We start from the raw sequence: 21,147 nt of genomic DNA on the forward strand, positions 1-21,147 counted from the left end.
TTTTCTATTTTGCCCCACCAGTAAGCTTTTGACTTGCAGTTTATTTTATAACCTAAAAATTAATATTATGAAAAAACTCATCTTACTAGGGTGCTCTCTCCTACTTTGTGTTTCTACTACAGAGGCCCAGTTTCTAAAGAAATTAAAAGAAAAAGTAGAAAAAAAAGTTGAACACGCAGTAACCGAAAATATTTCAGATAAAGCGGCCAATGAAGCTAATAAATCCCTCAACAAAATGTGGGAAACAGACCTAAAAAATAGCCCTATTCCTATGGGGGCTAATCGTGTAGATATAAGTGAAGTTCCACAATCTTACGATTTTAACTGGGAATACCAGTTAAATATGGAAACTAAAGAGGGCAATGTAGATATGACTTATCTTCTTAAAGAGGATGCACCCTATTTTGGAATGCAGGTGCCGCAAGCAGAAGGTATGTTTATGGTTCTGGATATGGACAGGAAACTTAGTGTTATGTACCTCACTTCCGGTGACAATAATTTTATAACCGCAAGCAAAATAGATGATCTCACCAATTCTGAAGAGGAAACCAATCCTTATGAAAATTCAGAATTAAAGAAAATTGGCACAAAAAACATCCTGGGTTACGAATGCCAGGGCTATGAGACTGAAACAGAAGAGCACAAATTCACCTTTTACCTTACCAGGGAAGCACCTATTAGTTTTGCAAATATGTATAGTGATGAAAAAAGCAATATCCCAAAAGGCTGGAACGCAGACTGGCTGGAAGATGGAGACGCTCTAATGATGGAAATGCAAATGATAGATAAAAATAATCCCGATCGTAATACCAATATGCGCTGCACGGGACTGGAGAAAAAATCTTTTACAATAAATAAGGAAAACTATGCCGCCCTGGGTGCAGGTAAATAAAATATAGAATTATGGAAAATTCAAACACTCACACCAACGAAGCTAAAAGCACTTTTGATCCTAAAACCATAGCTATTATTGCCTACTTAACTATTATTGGTCTCGTGGTAGCTTTTGTTTTAAATAACGATAAGAAAGATGAATTTGCAGCATTTCATATTAAACAATCCCTGGGATTGGTAATAATTAGTTTAGGACTTTTTATTATTGGAATGATCCCGATTTTAGGATGGATTTTAAGTTTTCTTGGTTCAATTTTCTTGCTGTATTTATGGATTATGGGGCTTATTAATGCGGTTAATCACAAAACCAAGCCGGTTCCTGTTCTTGGGTACCATTTCCAAAAATGGTTTGCCAATATCTAAAAGATGAAAACTTTAAATATAATCTTGTTATCCTGTTTTCTATTGAGCTTCAATGCAATTTCTCAAAATCTTATTGAAGCTAACGTTGAAAACTGGGAATATGGCAATGCGGAAATTGGAACAATAGATTTTATCTCCGGCAGTATGTTGAAATTTGGTAGTATCGATAAGAACGGAGATTTAGCGATTAAACTTGAAGCTGATTTTCTTCAAAAAATGAAGGATCAAATGGAAAAAGAACAGGAAAAATCTCCGAAAGGCTGGCAGGCCTCCTTAAAAACCGTTTCCGGAACTTTCTCCTGCATGTCTGGCGATTTATCTTATAAAAATGGCGAAAGCAATTTAAGTAGCTTACCCAAACAGCTTTTTGTTTTTAAAGGTGATCAAGAAATTCTTGGCTTGCTTATGCCAGCTTCAAACAGTGCTATTGCCGATTACTTCTTTACTTATGGTGAGGAAAATAGCGGCACTGGTAAATATTTAGAATGGACATATCTCGATGAGCCGGCCACGGTAAAAGGTGATTGCAACACTACTACTTTCACACAAATGCAGAATGAAAGTTTTGAAGCTACCGAAAGCTACTCTTTAGATTTGAAAAAGGGATGGAATTTAATTGAATATAACATTGCTAATGTTTTTGAAGATTCATCCGGAAAAGTATATCCAAAAACAACAGAGATTCAGCTTATTAAACATATTCCTTCAGAAATAAACTGGTATTTTCTAGCAGAGAAATAAGCATTAAAATAATTACCCCGTGTAACAGAAACCTATTCGAGGGATTTAACATTTACTTCTCCTCTCACTTTTCAACATTCATAATTCAATAGCAATACAGTAATAGTAATAACGGGAGGTTCAACCTGCTTATCTTTAGTTTTTTATGTTGAAAACTTTGTGTAAATAGTTAATAAATCATGTTAACATAATCAGAATATTTTTTAATATTTGTTGTTGAATTTTTATTTAAACTAATAAGACCCCCCGCTTTAATGAATAAACAGGAACCCTTGCTTCGGGATAACAAAGATAGATTTGTAATATTTCCTGTGAAACACAACGACATATGGGATGCCTACAAGGCTATTGAAGCTAATTTCTGGACTTCAGGAGAAATAGATATTCAACAAGACTTATTAGCCTGGCAGGAATTAAATAGTGAAAAACGCTTATTTCTATATAAAGTATTAGGCCTCATTCTTTCTTCAGAAAAGAATCTAAATGGAAAATTAACCAAAAAACTAAGTGAAAAAATTAATCTTCCTGAAGCCAGATCTTTTCTCGATCTACAACTGGTAATAGAAAATACGCATACAGAAGCCTATGGTATTTGTTTAAATTCCTTCTTACAGCCAGCCCAGCAACAGGAAATTTTTAAAGAAATTGAAGGATTTTCTGCTACTGCGGCTAGAGAAGAATGGATACAAAAATGGGCCAACAGCTCTTCTTTTGCTGAAACATTAGTGGCTCTGGCTACTGCAAAAAGTATCTTTACTTACAGTAGTTTTGCTACTATTTTTTGGATGAAAAATTGCGGCTTAATGCCGGGACTTAGTTACACCTATGAGCTGATTTATCGGGACAAAGCTTTGCATCGCGATTTTGCTACTCAATTATTTAGAGATCATCTTATAGAGGATATTTCAGATAAAAAAATACAGCAGATTATTGGTGAAGCCGTTGCTATAGAAAAAGAAGTAATTTCTAACTTCCTTCCTTTAGATTTAATTGGGCTAAAAACAAAATCTTTAACCGAATATCTGGAGTATGAAAGCAGAAGATTATTTTCAGATTTAATGATAAGCCAAAGCTCAAAAGAAGAGGAATTAGCTAAAGAAAACTTAGTAAATAAGAGAGCAAAAGATTTTGCTCAAAATAACAAAACAGATAAAGAGTTTAATAAAATCAGGAAAAATCCTGATTTGTAAAACTGAAACCGGCGCTATGATCCCCAATGTGGCGCTGTTTCAGTTTTTTCATAAACCACCCCCCGGTTTTTTTTACACAACAAGATTTAGAGTTTTCCAATTTTCGATTTGACTATTGATTTTTTTTGGGAAACCTACTTTCAGCAAATATCTTTCAACTAGCCTATATTCTTTAGGCTTTTTCTATTTTTGAACTATTGATACAAAATCCGATTCTAAACAAGGACTAAATTATGATGAACTGGGAGCAACTCCTTTCTTTAAAACGTTTTGGAGACACCAATAAGCGTTTACGAAAAGAACAAAACGAAACCCGCCTGGGCTTTGAAGTAGATTACGATCGCATTATTTTTTCTTCAGCATTTAGGAGTTTACAAGATAAAACCCAGGTAATCCCACTCTCCAAAACCGATTTTGTGCATACCCGCTTAACACATAGTTTAGAAGTTTCCGTAGTAGGAAGATCTTTAGGAAGGCTGGCAGGACAAAAGATTCTGGAGAAGCATCCTCAATTAGAAAAAACCCACGCGTATAGAATGAACGATTTTGGTGCCATTGTCGCTGCTGCAGCACTCGCCCACGATATTGGGAATCCGCCTTTTGGACATTCAGGTGAAAAAGCTATTGGGGAGTATTTTAGCCATGGAAATGGAAAACGTTTTAAAAATGAACTTTCGCCCAAAGAATATCAGGATCTTGTAAAATTTGAAGGGAACGCCAACGGATTTAAAATCCTTACCCAAAACAAACCCGGAATCGCCGGTGGGCTCCGACTTTCCTATGCCACTTTGGGGGCTTTTATTAAGTATCCAAAAGAGTCATTACCACATAAACCCACACAAAATATAGCCGATAAGAAATTCGGATTCTTTCAGACCGAAAAGGAAATTTTTCAAGAAGTTGCAACAGAACTTGGCTTAATAGAAACCGGAAAAGATGGAAATATAAGCTATAACAGGCACCCATTAGCATTTCTGGTAGAAGCTGCCGATGATATTTGCTATACCATAATAGATTTTGAAGACGGTATAAACCTTGGGCTAATCGATGAAGATTACGCGCTGGAATATCTTATAAAACTCGTAAAAGACAATATAAATACCGCTAAATACAACAGCCTTACCAATACGGCAGATAGACTAAGTTATCTAAGAGCGCTTGCTATAAACACATTAATTTCCGAAGCGGTAGAAACCTTTTTGAAAAATGAAGATGAAATTCTTGCAGGGAATTTTCACCAGGGTTTATTGGATAAAAGTAAATATGAAGCTCAAATAGACGATATTATTAAAATTAGTATTGAAAAAATCTACCAGAGTGAAGAGGTGATTAGTAAAGAAATTGCAGGGTATAAAATGCTTTCACATCTTTTAGATACCTATACTGAAGCTTTGCTTCCGCTGAAAGCAGAAGAAGATTCTAACTTTAACCAACTGGTATTAAAATCGGTTCCGCATATGGCTCATCTCCGGGATGAGAATTCGATTTACAGGCGCTTATTGGAAATTTGTTCCCACACCGCTTCATTAACCGATGGCTTTACCGTTGCTTCTTTTGAAAAATATAAAGGGATTAAATTATAAGAAAATGCCGGCTTAGACAGCCGGCACCTTTAAAATTCATAGACGAGCCCAACTCCCAGCATTTGCTTGAACTGTACTCTGGGCCCTGTAGTTTCCAGCTCCCCATCGCCATTGGTATCTTCCTTAAATTTCACGTCATCATCATAGCGCAAATGAGAGCCAACATTGGCTTTTATAAAATCGTTTACTTTTAAATTCACGTTTAACTGCCATTCCACATCAATATTTCCAAACTTATTCAGATAATCTGAATACAAACTGAGTTGGTTATCTACCTCAACATTTTCAAAAACTTCTTTCGAGAAATCACTGGTCACCAGGAAACCAAATTCTGTTCTTACATTTTCGCCTTCTTCCACGATATTCCCAAGCGTATCTCGAACGGCTCCTGTAACCCCAAACATCCCTTCGTTAGCTAATCTTTGATCGAGCACGAAAGTTGATTTTTGCGTTACCGGAGAAACATACACCTTTAGATCTTCTACAGGATCTGAATATTCACTACCTATACCAAGAAACAAATACCCGGGAGCCATAAATTGGGAGATGGGATTACTGGTATTGGGATATTTGAATCCGTTTGTAAACTGGGTATTAAAATTGAATTTGGCTGAGTAAAACCAATTGGAAACCGAATCTTTTCTATATCCAAAAGATGAACTTAAACGCAATTCATCTTCCGTCTTTCTAAGTTCCTGTCCTTCCTGCGAGTTAATCCCATAACGTACAGTTGCCCTATTACGCCAGTTAAGATCATCCTTCTTGTAATTTCGCTCTACATTAGCGTGTACCAATGCAGAAATAGAATTATTTCCTCCAGCATTCCAGTTAATAAAAGCAACCTCACTTAAGTTAACTCCAACTTCGTTTTTTTCTGTCCAAAAGGTAACCACAACAGAGTCTACCTGAGTATCAACCGGCTCTACTTTAATAGAATCTGAAGGTTTTATAGTATCGCTATAAATGTCAAAATAGTAATCTGAAATAGAATTGCTGGCAGTTGTGGTTAAATAGATTAAACAGGCTAAAAGACATAAGGCTTTGGTTTTCATTAGTTAATTTAGATTTTTCGGAATGGCAAAATTAAAGATTTTGAAGAAGAGCCACTATTTCTTCCTCAATATATTCAACGCTAATTTTCGCGATTTCTTGTAATTCATCTATATTTCCTTGTTCAATGAATTTATCGGGCAAACCTAAATTCCTAATTTTAGCCTTATAATCGTGTTTTGCGGCAAATTCTAAAATGGCACTACCAAAGCCGCCGACTACTGCTCCATCCTCAATAGTTATAATGGCTTTATACTTATTAAAAACTGAATGTAGTAACTCTTCATCCAGCGGTTTTACAAAACGCATATCAAAATGCCCAATTTCTTCAGCTGTTATATTTTCTATGGCTTTAGCTGCGTTTTGAGTCATATTTCCGATACTTAAAACTGCAATTTTATCGCCGCCTTTTAAACACCTGCCTTTTCCTATTTCTATTTCTTCAAAAGGCGTTTCCCACTCAGTTTTAACACCTCTTCCTCGCGGATATCTAATCACCATTGGTAATTTTAGATCAAGCTGCGCGGTATATAACAGGTTTCTGAGCTCTGTTTCATCACTGGGTGCTGCAATAATAATATTCGGAATACACCTTAAATAAGCAATATCAAAAACCCCGTGGTGTGTAGCGCCGTCTTCACCAACCAGCCCTGCCCTGTCCAGGCAAAAAACTACCGGGAGTTTCTGAATAGCAACATCATGAATAACCTGGTCGTAAGCTCGTTGTAAAAAAGTTGAATAAATGGCACAGAAAACCACAAACCCCTGAGTAGCCATTCCTGCCGAAAGTGTTACGGCGTGTTGTTCTGCTATACCAACGTCAAAGGCTCTTTTAGGAAAAGACTGCATCATAAATTTCAAGGAACTTCCGGTGGGCATTGCAGGCGTAATTCCTATAATCTTTTCGTTCTTTTTGGCTAATTCTACCAAAGTAAGTCCAAAAACATCCTGGTATTTTAGGGGAAGGCCGGCAGTATCATAAGGTAAAAGTTCGCCCGTATCAGGTTTAAATTTTCCCGGGGCGTGATATTTTACCTGGTCTTCTTCAGCCTTTTTTAAACCCTTCCCTTTAGTGGTAATTACGTGAAGAAATTTTGGGCCTTCAATTTGTTTCATCTGTTCAAAAACCTCAAGCAACCCAGCTATATCGTGGCCATCTACCGGACCAAAATATTTAAAATTAAGCGCTTCAATAATATTGCTTTGTTTCGGCTTGTAACCTACTCGCGCTTTTGTAAGATATTGTTTTAAAGCTCCAACGCTGGGATCTATCCCAATAGCGTTATCGTTAAGCACCACCAATAAATTCGCATTAGTTACTCCCGCGTGATTTAATCCCTCAAAAGCCATCCCACTGGCAATAGAAGCGTCTCCTACCACCGCAATATGATGTTTTTTAAATTCTCCTTTCAGGTTTGAAGCTATTGCCATTCCCAGGGCGGCCGAGATCGCGGTAGAAGAATGTCCTACGCCAAAAGTATCGTATTCACTTTCTTCCCTTTTTGGAAATCCGCTAATTCCGTTAAGCCTTCGGTTGGTATGAAAATTCTCACGTCTTCCCGTCAGGATCTTATGGCCGTATGCCTGGTGACCTACATCCCAAACCAATAAATCCTTAGGCGTATCAAAAGCATAATGCAGGGCAACTGTTAACTCTACCACGCCAAGACTGGCACCGAGATGCCCTTCTTTGGTCGCAACTATATCTATAATAAATTTCCTGAGGGCTGCTGAAACCTCCTGCAACTTCTCAGCCGGGAGTTTTCGCAGGTCTTCTGGCGAATGTATATCTTCTAAAATATTGAAATCCATAGTGCACAAAGTTAAGCTTTGAAAAGTTATTTCGAACAAGGATTTATTCTGAAGCTAATTTTATAATTTTTATCTTTCCGAAGAAAAGATATCTAAATGCTACAGCCTTATAACGACGAATATTTTATGCGAAAAGCCCTGGAAGAAGCCGAAAAAGCTTTTGAAAGAGGCGAAATCCCAGTTGGTGTAGTAATAGTAATTAATAATCAGATAATTGCACGAGGCCATAATTTAACCGAAACCTTGAACGATGTTACCGCCCACGCCGAAATGCAGGCCATAACCGCTGCAGCAAGCTTTCTCGCCGGAAAATATTTAAAAAATTGCACGATGTATGTGAGTCTGGAACCCTGTCAAATGTGCGCAGGCGCTTTATACTGGAGCCAGATTTCAAAACTGATCTTCGCTGCGAAAGATGAACAACGCGGTTACCGAAAAACCGGGGTGAAGTTACATCCTAAAACCGAAGTGAAATCTGGTATTCTTGCCAAGGAAGCTTCAGCTTTACTGAAACGCTTTTTTATAGAGAAAAGAAATTTAAATTAATGCTCCCCTGAGCTAAAGTTAAAGACTTGCTAAAGCCAAGTGTTATAAAGCGTTAAAAGCTATGGCTAAATGGCATTTTTTTGAAAAATTTGATTTTCATTCAAATTAAACTTCATTTCAGGCATTTTATGGTGAATACATATACAATTTTCAAGCTTATATTTATTTTTTTAATTACCGGATTATCAGCAACAGCGCAGGTTACTCCCTACGAAGAGGATCCTAAAACCCTGCAGCATACTTTTTATGTTGCTGGGAACATTGGAAACGATTTAACCGGAGAAGGTCAACAATTGCTTAAAGCTATCGTTGAAGCTTCTAAAAGTGATGAGGTAGCTACCTTGCTGGTGCCAGGGAATTTTCTTCCGCCTAAAGGATTTCCGCAAGAAGGAGAACGGGAAGCTCAAAAGCAATTTCTTAAAAAGAATCTTTTGGATGCCGTTCAGGAATTCAACGGAAAAGTTGTTTTTACCCCGGGACAAAACGAATGGACAAAAGGTGGCCAAAACCGAATAGACGATCTCGAGTCTTTTCTTCAGGATAACCAATCTAATATAGAAGTTTGGCCAGATGATGGCTGCCCCATAGAAAAAGAAGATATTACTGATGATCTTGTACTTGTAACCGTAGATACGCAATGGTATTTAGAAAACTGGGACGATCACCCGAATATGAACTCTAAATGCGATATTAAATCCAGGGAACGTTTTTTTGCTGAATTTAAAGATGATATTAAAGATGCCCACGGAAAAACAATTTTAGTTTCCCTGCAACACCCCGTAATGAGCAATTCTAAAAGATCTTTCTTTGAAAAAATAGGAGGATTTTATACCCAGGATTATTATAATGAAGAATACAGCTATTTACGTGGGCGTCTGGAAACCCTTGCCAGCCAGTTTGACAATGTTATTTTCGCTTCAGGAGGTGATGAGAATTTGCAATATTTAGAAGACGATGGAATTCCTCAAATTATTAGCGGAACCACCGGCAAGGCAGAAAAATTAAGCATTAGAAAAGAAAATGAACATTTTGGTACTACCAAAAACGGCTATGCCAAATTAAAACTATACAAAAACAACGAAACTTTAGTAGAATTCTTCGAAATAGAAGATTCTGAAAATCCCGTTTTCAGCAAAACGATAAAAAGCGATGAACCTAACTGGGACGAAATCGACTTTAAAACCAAAGAAGAAATTGGTGACACGATAAGCGCATCGATTTACACTGAAGAAGAAACAGATAAATCTGGTTTATATAAATCACTTTTTGGAGACTTCTATAGAGATGTTTATAGCACGAAAATAGAGGCTCCTGTACTATTTCTTGACACATTAGATGGCAATCTTGAACCTCTAAAAGAAGGTGGTGGAATGCAATCCCGATCTCTTCGTTTTATTGGAGAAGACAAACACGAATTTACCATACGTGCCTTACGAAAGAGCGCTACCCGGTTTCTACAAGCTATAGCTATAAAAGATCATTATATTAAAGATTATGTAGAAAATACAGTGGCTCAACGCTATGCGTTAGACCTGTTTACAAGCGCACACCCTTACGCTCGTTACTCTTTAAAACACATTAACGATCTACTAAATATTTATGCAGGAAAACCTCAAATCTTTTATGTTCCCAAGCAAAAAGCCCTGGGGTTAAATAACGATGAATATGGTAACGAGCTATATATGTTTGAAGCCCACGTTGGGGATGAAAATAAAGAATTTGAAAGATTTGGATCGCCTGAAGATATTATAAGTACTACAGATTTTCTTAAAGAATTGAGGGAGAGCAAAGAAGCGGTTCCCGATGAAGAAGAATTTATAAAAAATCGTCTTGTAGATATGCTAATTGGCGACTGGGACAGGCATTTTGACCAGTGGCGTTGGGCCGAGCATTCGCAACCTGATGGCTCTAAACTCTATAAGCCTATTCCCAGAGACCGCGATTTTGCTTTCCCAAATTACGATGGTTTTATTCCGGATTTAGTGAAATTGGGAATCCCTTTAGTAAGAAAAATGGAAACCTACGATGGTAATGTAGATAACGTAAAATGGTTCAATCTTTCCGGGTATCCTTTAGACCAGCGTCTGTTAAAAAATTCAGATTGGAAAGACTGGAAAGAACAGGTTAATTTCATTCAGTCTAAACTTACCAATGAACAGATAGAAATTGCTTTCGAAGCTTTACCCGAAGCAGTGAAAGATCAAAGTATAGAAAAAATAAAAGCCAGTCTTAAAGCGAGAAGAGATAACCTTGAAGACATTGCTGAGCGATATTATAATTACCTTCAGGAATTCCAGGTGCTAACTGGAACAGAAGAAGATGATGTTTTCAACATTAAAAGAAAAGAAAACGGAATTACCGAGATTATTTCAATTAATGAAGATGGCGAAGAAGTCTTTAGAAACGTTTATAATTCTGAAGCAACTAATGAAATTTGGATTTACGGCCTCGATGGAGATGACACTTTTAATGTTACCGGAAACGGGGACGACCTAATAAGGATTAATGTGATTGGTGGGAAAGAAAACGATATTTATGATTTTGATAATCCCAGGAAAATTAAACTGTATGATCACAAGAGCAAAGAAAATACCATTACAAATCCGGAATCTAAAAAGTGGCTGGTAGATTCTTACGACATAAACACTTTTGATCCCGATAAACGAAAAAGAAGCGAGAATAAGATTATGCCTCAAGTAGATTATAATGGTGATGAGGGCCTTTCATTGGGATTAAGAGATACCTACACTACTTACGGACTCACCAATAACCCTTTTAATACGCAACATAGTTTTGATGTCTCTTACTATTTTGCCACTAATGGTTTTGAAATAGGATACCGCGGGGAGTTTGCTCATATTTTTTACAACTGGAACCTCGGAATTGAAGCTCGGTATACCAGCCCAAATTTTGCGATTAACTATTTTGGGGAAGGGACAGAATCAGAAAATTTACGAGATAGTTTTGGACGTGATTATAACCGTGTGCTTATTGAACAATGGGAAATTGCTCCCTCGCTAATTTGGCGCGGAAATTCTGGCGGAAATTTTTATGCAAAGCCTATGTTACAATCCAGGGATGTTTCTTTTCAGGAAGACAAATTTATAGCCGATGCTCTTTCTGAAGAAAACGATGTTTTTAACCAGCAGCTCTATGCAGGGGCCGAGGTAAATTATCGCTACGAAAACCGGGATAATCAGGCTTATCCTACCCGAGGATTTGAAGCTGAAATAACGACCGGGTACAAAACCAATATTGACGAACATAATAATGAATTTGCCTATGTGAGTCCTTCGCTGGCTATAGATTATCCGTTGCACCAAAGCGGAATTGCCGTTTTAGCTACTAAAATTGGTGGTAAAGCTATTTTTGGAGAAAATTATGAATATTACGATGGTGCTATTCTTGGTGGAAATGAAAACCTAAGGGCATATCGTTGGGAGCGTTTCAATGGTAAACAATCTTTCTTCCACTCTACTGATCTTAGAGTTGGGCTAAGCCGATTTAAAACCAATTTCATTCCGTTGCAAATAGGCGTGAGCGCAGGCTTTGACTACGGTCGTGTTTGGGCTGAGGATTCTAATTCAGATAAATGGAGAAACAATTATGGCGGTTCTATCTGGATTAATGGGTTTAGTGCAATTACTGCAAACACCGGATATTATTATGGGGATGATGGAGGAAGATTAACTTTCACTTTTGGGTTTAAATTTTAACCAAAAGCCAAAGAAATTAAAAGAAAAAAGACAAGCAGAGCTGAATAATCGAGCTCTGCCTGTCCAAATAACCAAACATCATGTTCTTTTAAACAAATAACATTTGTGTTCCATCCTGATCGGCTCTATTATAAAAATCGCCGATGGTCAAGATTCCGTCCATATCATCTATAAGATCTTTTTCTTCCAGGTGAAACATATCTATCGCCAGTTTGCAGCCCCATAATTTTACTCCTGAAGCCGAGAGAATTTCAAGAAATTCGTCTACCGGAGGCATATCAAGTTTTTCCATCTCTTTTTTCATCATTTTTGTAGCGATAGCTTCCATACCCGGCAGGCCTCCCACCATAGTAGGGATATGCATAGCCGGATTACCAACCGTTGCAACATGAAGATTATTCAGTTTTTTCTTTTGCACGGCCTCCAGGCCGAAGAAAGTAAAGAATATTTCTGCTTCAATGCCTTCCATTCTCGCTCCGTTAGCCATAATAAAAGCTGCGTATACATTTTCTATAGTGGCCTTCGATAAAATGAAGAGCATCTTTTTTACTTTTGTAGTACTCATCGTCGTAAGTTTTAGTGGTTAAATACAGCTTTTAGGTTTTGGTACACCGGCAATCTTGGTAGAGATCTTTAACGGTCCTCCCGGGAAAAGAGCATAAAACTCTTTTATATCAAGCACTCCGCTCTTTTTAATTCCTCTTATAGATAAAGCTTTATCTGCTTTTACCTGTTCCTGAATCCAGTTAATAACTTCCCAATGGCGCGGGGTCATTTCAATCCCCTCCTCTTGGGCAATTTGCTCCCCTACGTCTTTATTCCATTGAGAGAAATCAGTTAAATATCCTTCCTGGTTTCTATCTACTTTTAATGCATTTTCTTGAGTTTCCATGATATCAGATTTTAATTATTATTATTTAAAGTTTTTTTCCTTTCGTACTCATATTCCTGCCAACAAAAGGGATTGGAATTCCTTTTAAAAGCATATTCCAGTAAATCCATCTAAATGCCAGTTTTCCCCAGTGATTAAAAACACTTTCTTTTAGCAGCTTTAAGGGACCTATTACCGAAAACGGGAAAGTTCCCTCAACAGGTTCCTGTTTATAGTTGAAGTCTATTAAAAGGGCTTTTTTATTACCGGTTTCAATAAAACAGTTAGCATGGCCGTCAAATTCCTCTTTAAGAGGTTTTCCATCTATAAAAAGCAAGATGTTATCTGTAAGGGTTTCTGATTGAAAGTGAGCTACCGAGCCGGCCTTAGAGGCAGGAACATTGGTAGCATCTCCAATTACAAAAACATTTTCATGATCTTTAGATTGAAGTGTATGATGATCTGTTGGAACAAAATTTAGGTCGTCTCCCATCCCAGAACGTTCAATCACCTCGTCACCCATATTGGTTGGGATGGTTACCAGGAGATCATACTCCACCTCTTTTCCGCCATAATCAATAATTTTATTATTTTCATTATCAACACTTTCTATAGCGAAATCTATTTCCAAATTTATATTTTTCTCTTCCAATAAATATCCTAGTGTTGCAGCACTTTTCTCTTTTGTAAAGGCTCCTGAAAGGGGAGTTACATAGGTGAGTTCTACCTTATCCCGCATTCCCTTTTCCTTAAAATACGAATCTGCCAAAAACGCGAACTCAAGCGGAGCCACTGGACATTTTATTGGCATCTCGGTAAGGTGAACTACCATTTTTCCTCCCTGCCAATCTCTAAGCTTATTTCGAAGCGCCAAAGCACCTTCATAGGTGTAAAAATCAAAAACATTTTTGTGCCAGTTTTTACCTTTCATGCCTTCCACTTCCTCTGGGGCAATTTTAGAACCGGTGGCAATTATGAGGATGTCATAATTTATAGTTTCGTCTTCCAGCTTCACCTTGTTTTCCTCTGGAAAAATTCTATCTATTTTCTTTTGAACATAATTCACTCCTTTAGGAATAAACTTTTTTCCTACTTTTTTTACCTGATCTTCAGTGTATATATCGAAGGGCAGAAATAGAAATCCAGGCTGATAGTAATGGGTTTTATACTGGTCTACGATGGTAATCTTCCATTGATCTTTTTTTAATTTGGACCGAAGTTGGTTCGCCATCATCGTTCCTGCTGTTCCGGCTCCAAGTATGAGTAAATTTTTCATTGTTCTATAGTTTAATAACTTACCCAAAGATACCTACAGGCCTGATTTCGAAATGCAACCAATGTTACATGGGCTTTTTTAGAGTTTTCTGAATAAAACAAATTTTTTGATAGATATAATTAAATTAAAAACGTTTTTTAGAGCTTTAAACTGAATTATTAAGTATTTAAATCATATTAAATTAAATTATCAATAATTTTTGACCGATATTTTTATATATGATGAAGATCAGTTTTACCCAAGTTTTTTGAAATCTAAAATTCCTAACAAGTAATTAATGGATAGAAATTAAAATAGGGTAGTAACTCGAGTTTTTAATATCGGGTTTTAAAAAAAAATTCTGCCTTCCCGCTGAAAGAGACTTCCCGGTTCTATAGCAACATAAATCGCATAAGTGAGAAATTCCACAGTTTTGTGTATAATTTCCTGGTAAAAATTAATATCACTCCGGAGCCCTATTAAAATTCAAATACCCATGAAACCACTGTACATAAGTCGTTCTGAATAAACACCCTGCTTATTTTATAAATATTTTATTTTAGGTAAGAAAATTGGTTTAAAGGAAGAAACAGATTTAAAAAATATGTCCCCAGATATAAACCTAATTCATAACCTATTGCAGGCGGTAATGCTTATTCCTTTTTTGCACCTGGTTAACCAATATATTTTCAAAAAAATTAGTGAAAAACACGATTTCTTCTCAGCTAACCTGATGAACAAATTGTTTTATTATCATCTAATCTTTGCCGGGATTTATTACACCTATGCTTTCTTTAATCCTTCTGATTCTAAAGGCTATTTTAATGTGCCGGGCAAGGAAGGGAAAACCTGGGATGGCTTCTTTGAAACAGGAACTTCTTTTATAAATTTCCTTTCTTATCCTTTTATAAATTTCTTTGGCTTCAGCTACGAAATGATGATGTTGCTTTTTAGCTGGATTGGCTTTATGGGCTTTGTTTATGCCTATTTATTCTTCAAAGAAAATATCGCTATAAATATCAAAATCTTCAAAAAAATAGATTTTTTGGTATTGATTCTTTTTCTACCCAATATGCACTTCTGGACGGCATCCTTAGGAAAAGGCGCTCCAATATTCTTAGGGTTAATGTTATTCGCTTATGCGCTTAGAAAACCCAAAAACAGATTATTTAGTCTTGGTTTAGGCTCATTACTGGTTTTCGCAATAAGACCACATATGTTTTTATTACTGGCTGGAGCGGGAATGTTTGGTATCTTTATAAACCGAAACCAGATCACTAAAAAACAAAAGGCTATTTTTCTTGGAGCAATTGCAGGGCTAGTACTTCTATTTCATAAACAGATTTTAGGAGTGGTAAACCTTGGTAATTCCCAAAATCTAATTGCCGATTTCTTATCGTTTACCGAAAACCGGTCTAACAGTCTTGATAATGCTACTTCTGGTGTACCAATGACAGACTATACTTTATTAGAGAAGTTCTTTACTTTTTGGTTTAGGCCCCTATTTTTTGATGCTCCGGGAATTTTAGGGGTTATCGTTTCTATAGAGAACTTTATCTACTTATTGATTTTTGGAAAGTTGTTTAAAAAGAGCTTCTTCGGTTTTCTTAGAAGTGCGCCGGCTAAGGTCAAATTGAGTTTATTACTGTTTTTTACAAGTTCTTTCGCAATGACCTTTGTAATGTCTAACCTGGGCATAATTTTAAGGCAGAAATCAATGATTATGTATTTTCTGTTTTTTGTAATCTATTATTTCCTGGCTTACGAAAAAGACACGGTTTTCAGGCTAAAGCAAGAAGTAACCGGCAGGAAACCTTTGCAAAAAGCCGCGTAGGTTTTTGATGAATTTAGTTCCAGAATTCATCTTCCCACACCCCGCAAGAAATTGCTTTGTCGTGGTGTTGCTGAATATTCTGAAATTCTTCTGCTGATGCTTCTTCCTGGATTTTATTAAAAAGAACCCTTTCTTCAAACCTTATATGGCCCTCCAGATCATTCTGAATTGTTTCCAGAGCTAATGATATTTCGGTATTTTGACTAAATAATGCGGCAAGATGTTCGTGCTCTTCCAGAGCCTGTTTTACCAGTACATCTTTAGCGCCTAAAACCGGAAAAACATATTTTTCTTCAATTCTAAAATGTTCCTGTAATTGATTTTCCCAAAACCAATCGGTATAATTTTTTATACGTTGCGGCTCCACTCCAGTCGCAAAACCTTTCTTGATCTTCCAGCAGAGTAAAAGCCCCTGGTGATGCTCACGACTTAAAGGTTGAATCGCTTTATGTCTTTTTATCGGGTTATTCTTTGGTGGTACCATAAGCTGATAATTTGATTCCTACATAAAATAAGAAATCTTAAGCTATTTTTAGCGACTTTTTCAATTTATCTGAAATACTACACCAATAATAGCCCGATAATATAAACCAGCGATCCCACCAGCATCATCACCAGCGTATAGGGAAGAATTTCCCGCGCTTTTAATTTTGTAATGGCAAGTAATGGTAAAGCCCAGAATGGCTGTAGCATATTAGTGATTTGGTCTCCATAGGCTAGTGCCATTACCGCTTTGTTAAGCGGAACTCCAAGTTTTAAAGCGACTTCCAGAATTATTGGCCCCTGCACCGCCCACTGGCCACCGCCGCTGGGCACAAAAATATTCACTAAACCTGCGCTAAAAAAACTGTAAACCGGCAGACTAACATCTGTCGCTATACTTGCAAAAAAGCCTGAAATATCCCCCACTAAACCGGTTTCACGCATCACGCCCATAATCCCGAAATACAACGGAAACTGAATTAAAATCGCCGCCGCTCCCCCTATTGCTTCCTGCAAGGCTTTTAAAAATGAAAAGAAAGAATCGTGCAGTAAGATACATAGGCAAAGCATTAAGAAATTGAGCATATTCGGAGTTAAGTTTCCTATTAAAAGCTCTTCGGAATAACTTGCAAAAAAGGCAGCAAGCAGTAAAAACCCGAATACTAATCTTAGCCATTTTGAATGGTCTAATTTTTCGGCTCCGGTGATTTTTGCGATGTGATCAGCTTTTGTTTCCGATTCAATTTTCACCGTTTTCGTTCCGCTGATTCTGGAAAGCAGATAGAGCGTAAGCGGAATTAATAACAATAAAGTAGCAAAGATCAGTAAATTCCAGTGCGAAAAAATAGTACTGGCAGTGGAAAGGCTATTAGGTAACTGTGAAAGAAATTCAGGATTTGCCCCCGGGAAAAGGCTTGCTAAATGCCCATCTTCGGCAGCTTTTAGCGGTGCGCTACCGCTCATTCCGCCATGCCATACCATGAGTCCCACATAGCCGGCCGCACCAATTAAAGGGTAATTAATTTTGAATCCTCTGCTGTAAGCTGCTTCCGCTACTTTTCTTGCCATTATCGCTCCGAAGATCAAGCCCAAACCCCAATTTAAAAACGCCACCAGCATTGTAGAAACCGAAACGATAATCACTGCGCTTGCATTTCCGGTCACTATTTTTGTTAACTGACTCGTAAGCCAGGTAACAGGTTTGCTTAGCACTAAGACGTGGCCTAGAACCAAAATGAGCATCATTTGCACCATAAACACGATAAGGGCAGGGTCCCACATCCCGGTTTGCCAATAATCGAGGATTTGAATGGCCGAAGTGCTATTTGTTTCACCGGTAAAGAAAAATGCTACAAAAAGCGTAATTAGGGTAAGCAGCACCGCTAAAGTAAAGGGCGCCGGAATAAGTTTCTTAAAGGTTTTTTCTATGAATTGACTTAGGTTCAAATTATAGACTAGTTCCTTAGTATTTTTGGGTTTTTAATTTTTCTAATAATTCTGGTAATTGATTCTTTAAACTATATAAATAACCAGTAAGTATAATTGCTACAATATTAATTTTTAAGAAAAAATCATCCACGGTAAAGGTGAAGGTAATAGGGATGCCCCCTAAATCAAAATTGAATTTTGTTCCAGCAACTCCAAAACCAATACATTGTAACGCAAAGTAAATAAGCAACACCCAATAAGCTGTCACTGAACCTTTTAATAATTTTAGATTCACCCTTAGCATAATGTAACTAATGGAAATTAAAACTGTTGGTAAAATAAACAATAGGCTTATACCTAATATTTCCATTTCTTCCACTGGCATAAACCATAGTGTAATAAGAATTCCAGAAAAGCTCAAAATCACAGTAAACCAAAAACTTATGATATTGTATAAACTTACGATCCTTAATTTTGTGTGGCTCTTTTTAGAAAGTTTATTCAATTCTGACAATGTACTCATTTCTCTCGTTTAATAGTTAACAACAATCCTCAGAAAATGACTTAGATAAGGAGTTTTGATTCACCACTTAAAACTATAAATTATTTATTAATTTCTTCTGAATTAAGGTTTTTAAAAAGAAAACCCCCGCCAAATTGACGAGGGTTTCAACTTTAACTTTTTACAGTATACAATCTACATGCTACACTATACAACTTACAATTTCTCCAAATCCCTGGTTTCAGCTTTATCAGCTTCTATAATACTAATAGCGTAACCACCACCGGGAGCAGATTTTTGTGAAAGCTTAGACTTGCTGTTCACCCTGTATTTTTTAATCTCATAAGCCTGCGGATTTTCTTTATAATGCGCATCATCGGCATCGGCATAAACCGTGGCGATATAGGATTTTCCTTTTTCAAGAAAATCGAATTCAATTTCTGAAGTTCTTGGGGTTTCCCCATTTACATTTCCAACAAACCAGTTATTTCCATCTTTTTCTTTTCGGGCTATGGTGATGTAATCTCCGGGTTCGGCTTCCAGGTAAACACTTTTATCCCAATCTATCGCTACATCTTTTATAAACTGAAATGCATCCATAAACTGCTCGTAATGCTTAGGTAAATCGGCTGCCATTTGCAGAGGCGAATACATCGTTACATACAAGGCCAACTGATTCGCCAGGGTACTGTTTACGTGGGAATTGTTCTCCGGATTCAATTTACTGATATCCATTTCAAAAATTCCGGGTGTATAATCCATAGGCCCACCAATTAAACGTGTAAAGGGCAAAACGGTAACGTGATTGGGTTTATTTCCGCCAAAGGCTTGATATTCCGTTCCACGAGCCGATTCGTTCGCGATTAGGTTAGGCCATGTTCTCGCGATTCCGGTTGGTCTAACAGCTTCGTGAGCGTTGATCATAATCTCGTATTCGGCAGCTTTTTCCAACGCATATTGATAGTGATTAACAATCCACTGGCTATAGTGATTTTCCCCTCGCGGAAGGATATCGCCTACATAACCGGTTTTTACCGCGTTATAATTATTGGCTTTCATAAACTGGTAAGCGGTATCTAAATGCCTTTCGTAATTTCTAACCGAAGCCGAAGTTTCGTGGTGCATAATCATTTCCACGTCTTTGCTTTTGGCGTAATCCCTTATTTCATCTACATCAAAATCGGGATAAGGCGTTACAAAATCGAAGACATAATCTTTAGAATTCCCGAACCAGTCTTCCCAACCTACATTCCAGCCTTCAACTAAAAGTCCGTCAAAACCGTGTTCTGAAGCAAAATCTATATAGTATTTTACATTTTCGGTAGTGGCAGCGTGGGTATCGTTTGGTTCAGCCGCTTCAAAATCGGTTTCGCCAAGTTTAACCGCAGCAAATTCATCGGTATAATCCCAGGAACTCATTCCCGTGATCATTTCCCACCAAACACCCATATATTTCATTGGTATAATCCAGGAAGTATCTTCAATCTTGCTGGGTTCGTTCAGGTTATAAGTAATTCTGGAAGACAGGATATCTTTTGCATCGTTGCTAACAATCACAGTTCTCCACGGAGTTACTCCGGGAGCGATCATATAGGCTTTATCGCCGTTAACATCTGGCGTTAACCAGGATTCAAAAACCATAGTTTCATCGTCCAGGTTAAGGTGCATCGCAGGATAATCGAGTAAGGCAGCTTCGTGTAAATTAATATAAATCCCGTCTTCAGTTTTAAGCATCAGCGAAGTTTGCACGCCGGTTGGGGAAAAAGACTTTTGAGAAACATTGGCGGTAACCGCTTTTTCCATCAACCCTCTTATGTCTGAAAGTTTACTTTCGGTATAATCGTATTCCTGAGTATCATAATCGCCGGCGATCCAGAAAGCGGTGTGATCTCCGGTCATAGCAAATTCGGTTTTTTCATCTGAAATCACGAAATGGGCAAGATTGGGTTGCTGCGGAAATTCATATCTAAATCCGAGCCCGTCATTGAATAAACGAAAACGAATCAGCATTTTTCGCTCTGAATCTTCCTGATTTAAATGAACCACAAGTTCGTTATAATGATTTCTAATCTCACTTTCTTCACCCCAAACCGGCGTCCAGGTTTCGTTAAAAGTAGATTTTCCGGTATTTTCTATGCTAAAATTAGAGGTAAGGGAATGTTCGTCTTCTTTTAATTCTACTCCCAGTTTACTGGTTTCTACTATGGTTTTTCCTTCAAAATCCAGGGTATAAACAGGAGTGCCATCTTCCTGGAGAGAGAAATTCATTTCCAGGTTTCCATCGGGAGATTCCAGGTTTTGAGCCTGCAGGCTTCCAAAAACAGCCAGACAAAACAGGCTTAATATTAATCGACATTTCATAAATTCTACTTTAGAGTGTGTGAATCTACAAAAGTACGGTTTTATGTATTTCGAGGAAATTAAAGCCTCTAAAACTCTTCCCTAATAAGCGGGAAATTTCACATTTAAGAAGCTAACATCCTAAAAAGCTCCTCGTCTATTTTAGCATTTTCGTTACGCTGGTACTTGTTGAGTAAATTCGCAATTAATTCACCTATAGCGTCCTGACGTGCTTCAGATTTATTCATAAATTGAATTTTTCCCCAGCCACGAATATCGCAAACCATCATTCCTTTGGCATCCCATATTGTTTGTTGCCTACTATCGTACCTAACCGGAAATTTTAAAGTTTCCAAAGCTAAATTGTTCTTTTCGTTTGAATTCATTGCCTAATTTATTTACTATTATTTTTAGCAAAATTAGACGCAAACATTCTGTGATAGGTTATTTAAAAATTAAACCTTAACCTGTGATTTTTAAATGAATGTTAAGCTGAAAAATAACGCTAACCGATAATACAATCTTAGTATTTCCTTGAC

The 21,147-nt window shown here is 37.2% G+C and carries 18 protein-coding genes; 8 read left to right on the top strand and 10 right to left on the bottom strand.

The window, feature by feature from the left end:
- Window positions 1-67 precede the first annotated feature (67 nt).
- From LB465_RS01725 to LB465_RS01745, 5 genes are all read left to right on the top strand, one after another.
- On the top strand, window positions 68-892 hold the full coding sequence (locus LB465_RS01725) for a DUF4412 domain-containing protein (RefSeq protein ID WP_224466288.1): 825 nt from the start codon (window positions 68-70) through the stop codon (window positions 890-892).
- A gap of 11 nt (window positions 893-903) precedes the next feature.
- Window positions 904-1,257, top strand: coding sequence for a DUF4870 domain-containing protein (locus LB465_RS01730; protein WP_224466291.1), 354 nt, complete (start codon window positions 904-906; stop codon window positions 1,255-1,257).
- Window positions 1,258-1,260: 3 nt separating this feature from the next.
- Window positions 1,261-1,998 (top strand): hypothetical protein, encoded by a 738-nt coding sequence (locus LB465_RS01735; protein WP_224466294.1) that lies wholly within the window; start codon window positions 1,261-1,263, stop codon window positions 1,996-1,998.
- A 254-nt stretch (window positions 1,999-2,252) separates the two neighbouring features.
- Complete coding sequence (locus tag LB465_RS01740; RefSeq protein ID WP_224466298.1) at window positions 2,253-3,188, top strand: ribonucleotide-diphosphate reductase subunit beta; 936 nt, start codon at window positions 2,253-2,255, stop codon at window positions 3,186-3,188.
- A gap of 236 nt (window positions 3,189-3,424) precedes the next feature.
- On the top strand, window positions 3,425-4,771 hold the full coding sequence (locus LB465_RS01745) for a deoxyguanosinetriphosphate triphosphohydrolase (protein ID WP_224466725.1): 1,347 nt from the start codon (window positions 3,425-3,427) through the stop codon (window positions 4,769-4,771).
- A gap of 29 nt (window positions 4,772-4,800) precedes the next feature.
- Here the strand turns inward: LB465_RS01745 and LB465_RS01750 are convergent, their stop codons facing one another.
- Window positions 4,801-5,823, bottom strand: a complete 1,023-nt coding sequence (locus LB465_RS01750; protein ID WP_224466300.1) for a DUF3078 domain-containing protein — start codon at window positions 5,821-5,823, stop codon at window positions 4,801-4,803.
- Between the two features lie 31 nt (window positions 5,824-5,854).
- Window positions 5,855-7,633: a 1-deoxy-D-xylulose-5-phosphate synthase gene (gene dxs, locus LB465_RS01755; RefSeq protein ID WP_224466303.1), complete on the bottom strand. Its 1,779-nt coding sequence runs from the start codon at window positions 7,631-7,633 to the stop codon at window positions 5,855-5,857.
- A 96-nt stretch (window positions 7,634-7,729) separates the two neighbouring features.
- Between dxs and LB465_RS01760 the strand changes: the two genes are divergently transcribed.
- Window positions 7,730-8,179 (top strand): nucleoside deaminase, encoded by a 450-nt coding sequence (locus LB465_RS01760; protein WP_224466306.1) that lies wholly within the window; start codon window positions 7,730-7,732, stop codon window positions 8,177-8,179.
- Window positions 8,180-8,268: 89 nt separating this feature from the next.
- Window positions 8,269-11,895: a BamA/TamA family outer membrane protein gene (locus LB465_RS01765; protein ID WP_224466308.1), complete on the top strand. Its 3,627-nt coding sequence runs from the start codon at window positions 8,269-8,271 to the stop codon at window positions 11,893-11,895.
- Between the two features lie 88 nt (window positions 11,896-11,983).
- On the opposite strand, the gene LB465_RS01770 is transcribed toward LB465_RS01765, so the two are convergent.
- The 3 genes from LB465_RS01770 to sqr are packed head-to-tail and all read right to left on the bottom strand — an operon-like array spanning window position 11,984 to window position 14,042.
- Complete coding sequence (locus LB465_RS01770) at window positions 11,984-12,460, bottom strand: DsrE/DsrF/DrsH-like family protein (protein WP_224466311.1); 477 nt, start codon at window positions 12,458-12,460, stop codon at window positions 11,984-11,986.
- A gap of 18 nt (window positions 12,461-12,478) precedes the next feature.
- The gene (locus LB465_RS01775; protein WP_224466314.1) at window positions 12,479-12,787 is read right to left on the bottom strand and encodes a TusE/DsrC/DsvC family sulfur relay protein; all 309 of its coding nucleotides are present in this window, start codon (window positions 12,785-12,787) and stop codon (window positions 12,479-12,481) included.
- 25 nt (window positions 12,788-12,812) lie between these two features.
- Window positions 12,813-14,042, bottom strand: a complete 1,230-nt coding sequence (gene sqr, locus LB465_RS01780; RefSeq protein ID WP_224466317.1) for a type III sulfide quinone reductase, selenoprotein subtype — start codon at window positions 14,040-14,042, stop codon at window positions 12,813-12,815.
- Between the two features lie 583 nt (window positions 14,043-14,625).
- Between sqr and LB465_RS01785 the strand changes: the two genes are divergently transcribed.
- A complete protein-coding gene (locus LB465_RS01785; protein ID WP_224466319.1) occupies window positions 14,626-15,855 on the top strand; it encodes a hypothetical protein in 1,230 nt (409 codons plus the stop codon).
- Window positions 15,856-15,868: 13 nt separating this feature from the next.
- On the opposite strand, the gene LB465_RS01790 is transcribed toward LB465_RS01785, so the two are convergent.
- The 5 genes from LB465_RS01790 to LB465_RS01810 all read right to left on the bottom strand — a co-directional run bounded on the left by LB465_RS01790 (window position 15,869) and on the right by LB465_RS01810 (window position 20,994).
- The gene (locus LB465_RS01790) at window positions 15,869-16,339 is read right to left on the bottom strand and encodes a hemerythrin domain-containing protein (protein ID WP_224466322.1); all 471 of its coding nucleotides are present in this window, start codon (window positions 16,337-16,339) and stop codon (window positions 15,869-15,871) included.
- Between the two features lie 77 nt (window positions 16,340-16,416).
- On the bottom strand, window positions 16,417-17,784 hold the full coding sequence (locus LB465_RS01795; protein ID WP_224466325.1) for a short-chain fatty acid transporter: 1,368 nt from the start codon (window positions 17,782-17,784) through the stop codon (window positions 16,417-16,419).
- A 16-nt stretch (window positions 17,785-17,800) separates the two neighbouring features.
- Window positions 17,801-18,151 carry a hypothetical protein gene (locus tag LB465_RS01800; RefSeq protein WP_224466329.1) on the bottom strand — a complete coding sequence of 117 codons (351 nt, stop codon included), beginning with the start codon at window positions 18,149-18,151 and terminating at the stop codon, window positions 17,801-17,803.
- Window positions 18,152-18,484: 333 nt separating this feature from the next.
- Window positions 18,485-20,629 (bottom strand): glycoside hydrolase family 97 protein, encoded by a 2,145-nt coding sequence (locus LB465_RS01805; RefSeq protein ID WP_224466333.1) that lies wholly within the window; start codon window positions 20,627-20,629, stop codon window positions 18,485-18,487.
- A 104-nt stretch (window positions 20,630-20,733) separates the two neighbouring features.
- Window positions 20,734-20,994 (bottom strand): hypothetical protein, encoded by a 261-nt coding sequence (locus tag LB465_RS01810; protein ID WP_224466337.1) that lies wholly within the window; start codon window positions 20,992-20,994, stop codon window positions 20,734-20,736.
- Between the last annotated feature and the right edge of the window lie 153 nt (window positions 20,995-21,147).

Origin of the sequence: Salegentibacter lacus, assembly GCF_020164555.1 — a bacterium.
Lineage (GTDB): Bacteria > Bacteroidota > Bacteroidia > Flavobacteriales > Flavobacteriaceae > Salegentibacter > Salegentibacter lacus.

What these genes read in the sequence shown, in the direction of transcription:
- LB465_RS01745 (WP_224466725.1), top strand. Translation starts at nt 3,425, where the DNA reads ATGAACTGGGAGCAACTCCTTTCTTTAAAACGTTTTGGAGACACCAAT.
- LB465_RS01775 (WP_224466314.1), bottom strand. Translation starts at nt 12,787, where the DNA reads ATGGAAACTCAAGAAAATGCATTAAAAGTAGATAGAAACCAGGAAGGA.
- LB465_RS01730 (WP_224466291.1), top strand. Translation starts at nt 904, where the DNA reads ATGGAAAATTCAAACACTCACACCAACGAAGCTAAAAGCACTTTTGAT.
- sqr (WP_224466317.1), bottom strand. Translation starts at nt 14,042, where the DNA reads ATGAAAAATTTACTCATACTTGGAGCCGGAACAGCAGGAACGATGATG.
- LB465_RS01735 (WP_224466294.1), top strand. Translation starts at nt 1,261, where the DNA reads ATGAAAACTTTAAATATAATCTTGTTATCCTGTTTTCTATTGAGCTTC.
- LB465_RS01800 (WP_224466329.1), bottom strand. Translation starts at nt 18,151, where the DNA reads ATGCCAGTGGAAGAAATGGAAATATTAGGTATAAGCCTATTGTTTATT.
- LB465_RS01790 (WP_224466322.1), bottom strand. Translation starts at nt 16,339, where the DNA reads ATGGTACCACCAAAGAATAACCCGATAAAAAGACATAAAGCGATTCAA.
- LB465_RS01785 (WP_224466319.1), top strand. Translation starts at nt 14,626, where the DNA reads ATGTCCCCAGATATAAACCTAATTCATAACCTATTGCAGGCGGTAATG.
- dxs (WP_224466303.1), bottom strand. Translation starts at nt 7,633, where the DNA reads ATGGATTTCAATATTTTAGAAGATATACATTCGCCAGAAGACCTGCGA.
- LB465_RS01760 (WP_224466306.1), top strand. Translation starts at nt 7,730, where the DNA reads ATGCTACAGCCTTATAACGACGAATATTTTATGCGAAAAGCCCTGGAA.
- LB465_RS01725 (WP_224466288.1), top strand. Translation starts at nt 68, where the DNA reads ATGAAAAAACTCATCTTACTAGGGTGCTCTCTCCTACTTTGTGTTTCT.
- LB465_RS01770 (WP_224466311.1), bottom strand. Translation starts at nt 12,460, where the DNA reads ATGAGTACTACAAAAGTAAAAAAGATGCTCTTCATTTTATCGAAGGCC.
- LB465_RS01805 (WP_224466333.1), bottom strand. Translation starts at nt 20,629, where the DNA reads ATGAAATGTCGATTAATATTAAGCCTGTTTTGTCTGGCTGTTTTTGGA.
- LB465_RS01810 (WP_224466337.1), bottom strand. Translation starts at nt 20,994, where the DNA reads ATGAATTCAAACGAAAAGAACAATTTAGCTTTGGAAACTTTAAAATTT.
- LB465_RS01740 (WP_224466298.1), top strand. Translation starts at nt 2,253, where the DNA reads ATGAATAAACAGGAACCCTTGCTTCGGGATAACAAAGATAGATTTGTA.
- LB465_RS01750 (WP_224466300.1), bottom strand. Translation starts at nt 5,823, where the DNA reads ATGAAAACCAAAGCCTTATGTCTTTTAGCCTGTTTAATCTATTTAACC.